This is a genomic window from Marinibacterium profundimaris (assembly GCF_002210095.1).
GTDB classification, from domain to species: domain Bacteria; phylum Pseudomonadota; class Alphaproteobacteria; order Rhodobacterales; family Rhodobacteraceae; genus Marinibacterium; species Marinibacterium profundimaris.
On the sequence record NZ_AQQR01000028.1, the window covers coordinates 40,300 to 47,964 of the forward strand.

Below are 7,665 nucleotides of genomic sequence, written 5' to 3' on the forward strand. Positions count from 1 at the left end.
CTACCACTCTCGACACCAACTCTTCCGGATTTCACGTCCACCGAAACACGGGTTCGGTGTCGGTTGGTACGCGACTCCTCGACAGGTTTTTCTCTGGATATCGCAAGTCTCAGATTAAGAGGAGCGTTCGCCCCGAATTGATTTGTCGCAATTTGTAACAGACCCCGCCTTTGTGACCTCGCGATACAAAACACCGGCTCGCGTGGCATTCCGCATCTGCAGGTGCATCCCATATGGTGGCTATCGTAACACTGACACGAGGTGATCGACATGAAACGCAATACTCTACTCGCTGCAATGACTCTGGCTGCAACCGCCTTTGGTGGCGTCGCCTTGGCGGATGCCAACCATGGGCACAGTGGTCAACCTGGTGCCCAAAGTGGGGCAGGCATGATGCAGAACGGTGGTCCGGGCATGATGGGGAACATGGGCGGAATGATGGACATGATGCAGCGCATGCACGGAAACATGATGGGCGCAGGCATGGGCAGTGGTATGATGGGCGCAGGCATGGCTGGCGGCATGATGCAAATGTTCGACACCGATGGAGACGGCACAACGACGCCGGAAGAAATGCGCACGCAGCTGCAGGCCAAGCTTTCCGAGTTTGACAGCGACGGGGATGGAAACCTCTCGATTACCGAGTTTGAAGCTCTCCACAGCGCGATGATCCGCGAAATGATGGTGGATCGTTTTCAACACCTCGATGCCGATGGCGACGGCGCGGTGACGCCGGAAGAGATGGCCGCTCCGGCCGATAGGATGGAGCGGATGCAGATGATGCGGTCGAACATGGCAGATGCGCCTGCGCGGCCGGGCAACGGTCAGGGCATGGGCAACGGCTCCATGATGCAGGACAACTGAGCCAACGGGTGCCGGTTTTTTCCGGCACCCGTCCTCAAAACGCCAAAACCGTTCTCGGCCGGGACATTGAACCGAACCGCGACCTGAACCGTTTAGCCTCGTTATGCCAAAAAATAGAGACACGGAAAGGAAAATTCCCATGGCCTATACCTATGATCGCGTCCTGAAAGACACCAATATCGATGACGCAGAGATGCGTGTTCGGGATGCTTTGGCAGACAAGGGCTTCGGCGTTCTGACTGAGATTGACGTCAAAGCGACGATGAAAAAGAAACTTGATGCGGACATGCCGCCTTACCGCATTCTCGGGGCCTGTAATCCGGGCATGGCGCACAAAGCCATCGAGATCGAGCCTCGCATCGGTGCGATGCTTCCCTGCAATGTCATCCTGCGGCAAGTGGACGGCGACACCGAGGTCAGCGCGGTCGATCCTGTCGCTTCGATGCAGGCGGTGCAGAACCAAGACCTGGACGCGGTCGCCGGCGAAGTCCGCGATCTACTCCGGGACGCCCTCGACGCCGCGTGATGGCGGGATGGGCGTTGGATGCCCTGTCGCAGATCGAGCGCCTTTAGCGGTGCTCGATCAATGCCATCTAATCCCCACGTAAATTCCTGATGAGGAACTCACCCAGTGCTGCCAGCGGGATTGCCATTTCCGGATATTGGAACCGACCTCATCTCCTTCGACATCGGGGGGGTCACATTCGCACTCCGCTGGTACGCGCTAGCCTATATCTTCGGTATCCTGATTGGCTGGCGCATTTGTTTGAGTGCGATAAGCCGTCCCGCGCTCTGGACATCAGTTGGACCGCCGCTTGACCGGACGCAGATCGAAGATCTTCTGACGTGGATCATCATCGGCGTGATTGCTGGTGGTCGCCTAGGCTTTGTACTATTCTACCAGCCTGCATATTATCTCGCAAATCCCTTGGAAATTCTGATGGTCTGGCAAGGCGGCATGTCCTTCCACGGGGGGTTCGCGGGCGTTGTCATCGCTGCCTTGCTGTTCTGCCTTCGACAGAACGCGTCTTTGCTCAGCACTGGCGACTTGCTGGCTTTGGCGGCACCGCCAGGCTTGTTTCTTGGGAGGCTGGCGAACTTCACCAACAATGAGTTGTGGGGGCGGCCGACGGACGTTCCCTGGGCGGTGATCTTTCCCGGCGAAGTCGCGCAGGCCTGCCCAGGGATTAGTGGCCTCTGCGCCCGACACCCGTCCCAGCTGTACGAGGCGCTATTGGAGGGGCTCATTCTTGGAATGCTGCTCATTTATCTCGCTTGGGGCCGGGGCTGGCTGAAAATGCCCGGTGCCTTGGCTGGCGTGTTTCTGACCGGCTATGGTCTTGCCCGAAGTTTCGTCGAGATGTTCCGGCAACCGGACCAACAATTTGTGACGGCGGACAACCCGATCGGCCATGCGCTTCATTTTGGTGAGTGGGGTTTGACCATGGGCCAGTTGCTCTCCATGCCAATGGCGCTGGTCGGGCTGGCGTTGATCGTGTTCGCCCGGCGGGAACGGGGCCGGACAGCGCCACCCCGCAGAGCCGCAATGTAATCGCCGTACTGATCTCTCTTGACCCTCCCGCGGATGGAAGCCCTAGGCAAGAGAAGCATTCTCGGAAAGGACCGCAAAATGAGCACTCCCGACAGTTCTGAAACCACAGCAGCTTCTTCGGTATTCGTTTGCCCCATGCACCCTGAGGTGCGGCAGGACGAGCCCGGCAATTGTCCGAAATGCGGGATGCATCTCGGGCCGGAATCGGAGCTGGAGGTCCATTCAGCACATGATCATCACGACCACCACGCGGGTGCCGCGCCGGCGGATGGCCGATATGATCTGGTTCCTAGAGGGCATGATGGTCCCATTTACACCTGCCCGATGCACCCTCAGGTGCGGCAGCCTGATCCGGGCGCGTGTCCGATCTGTGGTATGGGATTGGAACTGGAATCCGGTGTGCCGGGCGATGAAGGTCCAAATCCCGAACTGGTGGATTTCACACGGCGGTTCTGGGTCGGCACAGTCCTGACGATCCCGCTCCTTGTCCTCACGATGGGGCCTTTCGTCGGTTTCCCCGCAGTCCGGACGTTTTTTGGCGAAAGCACTACACAATGGATCGAATTGATCCTGGCAACGCCAGTGGTCTTGTGGTGCGGCTGGCCGTTTCTGGAACGCGGATGGATTTCCTTCCGCACATTGAACCTCAACATGTTTTCCCTGATCGGCATGGGCGTTCTAGCCGCCTGGCTCTTCAGCGTCGTTGCCGTTCTCGCACCGGACATATTCCCTGATGGGTTCCGAGACTCCGAAGGCCATGTCGGCGTCTACTTCGAGGCGGCGGCTGTGATCGTGACGCTCGTGTTGCTCGGTCAGGTGATGGAATTGCGCGCACGTGAAGGAACCGGCAAGGCGATCCGCGCGCTTCTCGACATGGCGGCCAAGACCGCGCGGGTCATGCGGGACGATGGCTCCGAGGAGGAGATCCCGCTGGAGGACGTACAGGTCGGCGACCGGCTGCGCGTACGGCCCGGTGACAAGGTGCCTGTCGATGGCGTGGTTCTGGACGGCCGGTCCTCGATCGACGAAAGCATGATCTCCGGTGAACCTGTGCCCGTCGAGAAGACCGAAGGCGACCCGGTAACTGGAGCGACGATCAACGGCACTGGCAGCCTGGTGATGGAGGCGACGCGTGTCGGGTCCGACACGATGCTTGCGCAGATCGTCGAGATGGTGTCGAACGCGCAGCGATCGCGCGCGCCGATCCAGAAATACGCCGACAAGGTGGCGGGATACTTCGTTCCGGCCGTCATCGGTATCGCGGTCCTGTCCTTCATCGCCTGGGCGATCTGGGGGCCCGCGCCTGCGCTTTCCTACGCATTGATTTCGGCGGTGGCGGTTCTGATCATCGCCTGTCCCTGTGCGCTTGGCCTGGCGACACCGATGTCGATCATGACGGCAACGGGGCGGGGCGCTCAGGCCGGCGTGTTGATAAAGAACGCCGAGGCACTGGAGCGGTTCGAGAAAGTCGATACCCTGATCGTCGACAAGACCGGCACGTTGACGATGGGCAAGCCGCGGCTTGTCGACGTACTCCCGCAACCCGGCCACGACGAAGCCGAGGTTTTGCGTCTCGCCGCATCGCTTGAGCGCGGATCGGAGCACCCCTTGGCCGAAGCGATCGTCAGGGGTGCGGAGGAGCGAGATGTCAAAATGGACGAGGCACGGGACTTCGAGGCGGTCACTGGCAAGGGCGTCAAGGGTGTTGTGGACGGCAAAGCGGTGGCGCTCGGCAATCTGGCGATGATCCGTGAATTGGGGCTCGAGGCGGGCGACCTGACCGCCAAGGCCAATGCCCGCCGCGACGAGGGTGAGACAGTGATGTTCGTGGTGCTGGACGGCGACATTGCCGGTCTTGTCGCTGTCGCCGACCCGGTGAAGGAGACCACGCCCGCCGCGATCAAGGACCTGCATGAACTGGGGTTCCGCGTCATCATGGCGACCGGCGACAACGAGCGCACAGCCAAGGCGATCGGCGCGCGGCTCGGCATCGACGAGATCCGGGCCGACGTGCTGCCCGAGGACAAGGCGCGGATCATCAAGGAATTGCAAGCCGAAGGTCGCAAGGTCGCCATGGCCGGGGACGGCGTCAACGACGCCCCAGCGCTCGCGCAGGCCGATGTCGGCATCGCCATGGGCACTGGCGCCGATGTGGCCATCGAAAGTGCGGGCATCACCCTCGTCAAGGGCAACCTCGATGGAATCGTGCGCGCGCGGCGGTTGGCTCGGGCCACCATGCGCAACATCCGTCAAAACCTGTTCTTCGCGCTGATCTACAATGCCTCCGGCGTGCCGGTCGCGGCAGGAGTTCTGTTTCCCTTCTTTGGCATCCTCATCAGTCCGATGTTTGCTGCCTTCGCCATGAGCGCGTCGTCAATCTCGGTGGTGCTCAATTCGCTGCGTCTTCGCGGCGTTCGCATCTAGAAGCGCGCAACATCGTTCGGACGAACCGAAAGCAAAAGAGAGACCATTTATGCAGAGCAAACAAGACACGTACCGCGAAGGCTCTATCAGTCTGGGCGGCGCCATCGCGATGGGAACAGGCGTGATGATCGGCGCCGGAATCTTTGCGTTAACGGGGCAAGTCGCACAGCTCGCCGGCCCTCTGTTCCCTCTTGCATTCATCGCCGGCGCGGTCGTCACAAGCTTCAGCGCCTACAGCTACATCAGGATGTCGAACAAATGGCCGTCCTCGGGTGGCATCGCCATGATCCTGCAGAAGTGCTATGGTCCCGGAGCCATCGCAGGCGGGGCCGCGTTGCTGATGGCGCTCAGCATGGTGATCGCGGAAAGCCTCGTCGCGCGAACCTTCGCCACCTATGTCCTGCGCCCTTTCGATATCGAAGGTGGCCCATTGGTCCCCGCTCTGGCTGTGGCCGTGATCGTTTTCGCCTTTTTGGTGAACATCGCCGGAAACCGCTCGGTCGGGCTGTTCTCGTTGATCATGGCCGCGATCAAGATCGGAGGCATAGCTCTGTTTGGCATCGCGGCCCTGTGGTCCAGTGGTTTTGCGTTCGCCGCGGCGTCCGAGACCTCACAATCCTACGGGCTCACGGGGTTCATCGCCTCTACGGCGCTGGCCATCCTTGCGTTCAAGGGATTCACCACGATCACCAACAGCGGAGCCGAGATCACTGAACCAAATCGCAATGTTGGCCGAGCGATCATGTTCTCTATCGGAATCTGCGTCGTCGTCTACCTGTTGGTCGCCTACGGGGTCGGTTCGAGTCTCACGATCGAGGAGATCATCTCAGCGCGTGACTATTCGCTGGCACAAGCGGCGCAGCCCGCCCTTGGACAAACCGGCTTCATACTCACGGTGATCCTGGCCGCTGTCGCAACGGCGTCCGGCGTTCTGGCCAGCGTCTTCGCGGTGTCGCGTATGCTGGCGATGCTGACCGACATGGAAATGATCCCGCACAGCCACTTCGGTATGCCAGGTCCCATCCAACGCCACACCCTGGTCTATACTGTCGTCATCGCCGCGACGTTGGCCGTGCTCTTTGATTTAGGCCGGATCGCATCCCTCGGTGCTTTCTTTTACCTCGTCATGGACATGATCATACATTGGGGCGTGTTCCGCTATCGTCGAGCAGACGTCGGCGCCTTCGGTATCGTGCTTTTGACTGCCCTGGCGCTCGATGCGATAGTACTGGCAGCTTTCACCGTGATGAAGCTTCAAAGCGACCCGATGATCGTTCTCTACGCCGCTGTCGGGATGATCGCTGTGTTCGCCTTCGAGCGCGTTTACTTGTCGCAATGGGTGGCACCGCAAGTCGCCCCCGCCCACGCCCACGCCCACGGTGATTAGCCTGCCATCACCTGGCCTGAAGAGATGCGATGCCTTGTGCGCCGATCGTGATCAGCCCGACCGACAAGGCAAACGCAGCCAGGGCAAGCAGCATCACGCCCGTGTTCATGGGCAAGCGACGTACAACCGGTCCAAGAAATTCCGACCGCCCGAAAGCCGAGACGTAGAGCGGCAACGCGCTTATCATAGTCGCATAGAGGTAAACGCCGGAGATGTTCTCGAAAAACGCCGAACGCGCAAGAGTCGGGGATACAACCGCCAAAGCGGTTGAACGATTGCCGCCGGATGACCCGAACCAGTCGGCAGATAGAACGTATATAAGCACGTGGAGACCTGGAAAGAGAAGGGCTCTGAGCAAGACATCGACCAGCACGAAAAACACCGTGTCTCTTGAGCCCGCCTTTGGTTGCTTTGTCATGGCGAAAAGGAAAAAACTGACGTAGTTGACGGCAAAAACCACGGGCAAACCGTTGGTCGCAACCTGCCTTAGAAAGCGCATGAGTGCCGGTCCGCCGGCAGCAAGAGCCGGAGCAAAGCCCGGAGCCAGTAAGACATAGAACAACAGGACCGGCAGTAATGCAGCGAAGCTGAACAGCAGGACATTTCTAACAAACTGAGCCGCGGGCATACTGATAGAGAAAAATCTATCCATTGAAATAGCCTGCCATGTGGGCACCACTAGGTCGATGATACGTTATCGATCCCTACCAAGTGGACGGAAGCGACAAGCCGGTTGCGGGCATTCCCAGAGATCGCCTACTCGGCCCGTTTGACGCAAATTGGGTTTCCCTCGATCGTCCTGAGCGGCAATCGCGTTGTTTCAACCGGACTCGCGTGCATGTACCAGTAGCAGTTGTCCTCGGGCCGCAGATAGGCGGTCGCGAGGTCTTGGTTCGGTGCGGCCAGTTCCAGGATATTTTCCGGTAATGGCGGGCGTGACGACGCGTTTTCTGAATTCGAGAAAGACTCCGAGCAAGCCCCCAAGGCCAAGACGGTTGTGAGAAGAAGTGCGCTTCGTATGTACATCAATTGATGATCCTTCTGGTTGGTTTGTTTTGGCCGCTCTGGTATCGGCTTCCCTCTTTCACAGGTTTGCGAACCATCTTGATTAGGCAGTCCCTCCGTCAAATCGCCAACGCTCAGAAATGTGTGGCCCAGCGAGGGTGGCTTTCGTCGATCACCAGAGCATGGCTGTGCCTGCGATGCCCCTTCAAGTGGGGATGATCAAGTGGCAGGTTGTCGTGCGTGTGTTCAAGCTCCACGGGATCGCTCGCTGGCCAGAGTTTCAGAGCAGCGAGCATGCCAGTGGCCGCGAGAAGCGCCAGACCGATCAGCGCAGGAACGACACCGTAGACCGTCAGCAGCCAGCCCGACAGCGGATAGGTCACCAGCCAGGGTAATCCCCCCGTTTTTACGGGGACTTGGTCGTAGAGTTCAC

The 7,665-nt window shown here is 59.6% G+C and carries 7 protein-coding genes and 1 pseudogene; 5 read left to right on the top strand and 3 right to left on the bottom strand.

The window, feature by feature from the left end:
* Positions 1 to 270: 270 nt before the first annotated feature.
* The 5 genes from ATO3_RS26315 to ATO3_RS26335 all read left to right on the top strand — a co-directional run bounded on the left by ATO3_RS26315 (position 271) and on the right by ATO3_RS26335 (position 6,227).
* Positions 271 to 864, top strand: a complete 594-nt coding sequence (locus ATO3_RS26315) for an EF-hand domain-containing protein (protein ID WP_223229252.1) — start codon at positions 271 to 273, stop codon at positions 862 to 864.
* 139 nt (positions 865 to 1,003) lie between these two features.
* Positions 1,004 to 1,390, top strand: coding sequence for a DUF302 domain-containing protein (locus ATO3_RS26320; protein ID WP_050686143.1), 387 nt, complete (start codon positions 1,004 to 1,006; stop codon positions 1,388 to 1,390).
* A gap of 105 nt (positions 1,391 to 1,495) precedes the next feature.
* The gene (gene lgt, locus ATO3_RS26325) at positions 1,496 to 2,416 is read left to right on the top strand and encodes a prolipoprotein diacylglyceryl transferase (protein ID WP_050686145.1); all 921 of its coding nucleotides are present in this window, start codon (positions 1,496 to 1,498) and stop codon (positions 2,414 to 2,416) included.
* A gap of 78 nt (positions 2,417 to 2,494) precedes the next feature.
* Complete coding sequence (locus tag ATO3_RS26330) at positions 2,495 to 4,840, top strand: copper-transporting P-type ATPase (RefSeq protein ID WP_173014454.1); 2,346 nt, start codon at positions 2,495 to 2,497, stop codon at positions 4,838 to 4,840.
* Positions 4,841 to 4,889: 49 nt separating this feature from the next.
* A complete protein-coding gene (locus ATO3_RS26335) occupies positions 4,890 to 6,227 on the top strand; it encodes an APC family permease (RefSeq protein ID WP_088652808.1) in 1,338 nt (445 codons plus the stop codon).
* 7 nt (positions 6,228 to 6,234) lie between these two features.
* Here the strand turns inward: ATO3_RS26335 and ATO3_RS26340 are convergent, their stop codons facing one another.
* From ATO3_RS26340 to ATO3_RS26350, 3 genes and pseudogenes are all read right to left on the bottom strand, one after another.
* On the bottom strand, positions 6,235 to 6,879 hold the full coding sequence (locus tag ATO3_RS26340) for a hypothetical protein (protein WP_088652809.1): 645 nt from the start codon (positions 6,877 to 6,879) through the stop codon (positions 6,235 to 6,237).
* 104 nt (positions 6,880 to 6,983) lie between these two features.
* Entirely contained in the window at positions 6,984 to 7,253 is a 270-nt protein-coding gene (locus ATO3_RS29605) for a hypothetical protein (protein ID WP_088652810.1), read from the bottom strand.
* Between the two features lie 113 nt (positions 7,254 to 7,366).
* Positions 7,367 to 7,665, bottom strand: a pseudogene (locus tag ATO3_RS26350) (hypothetical protein); the annotation flags it as partial.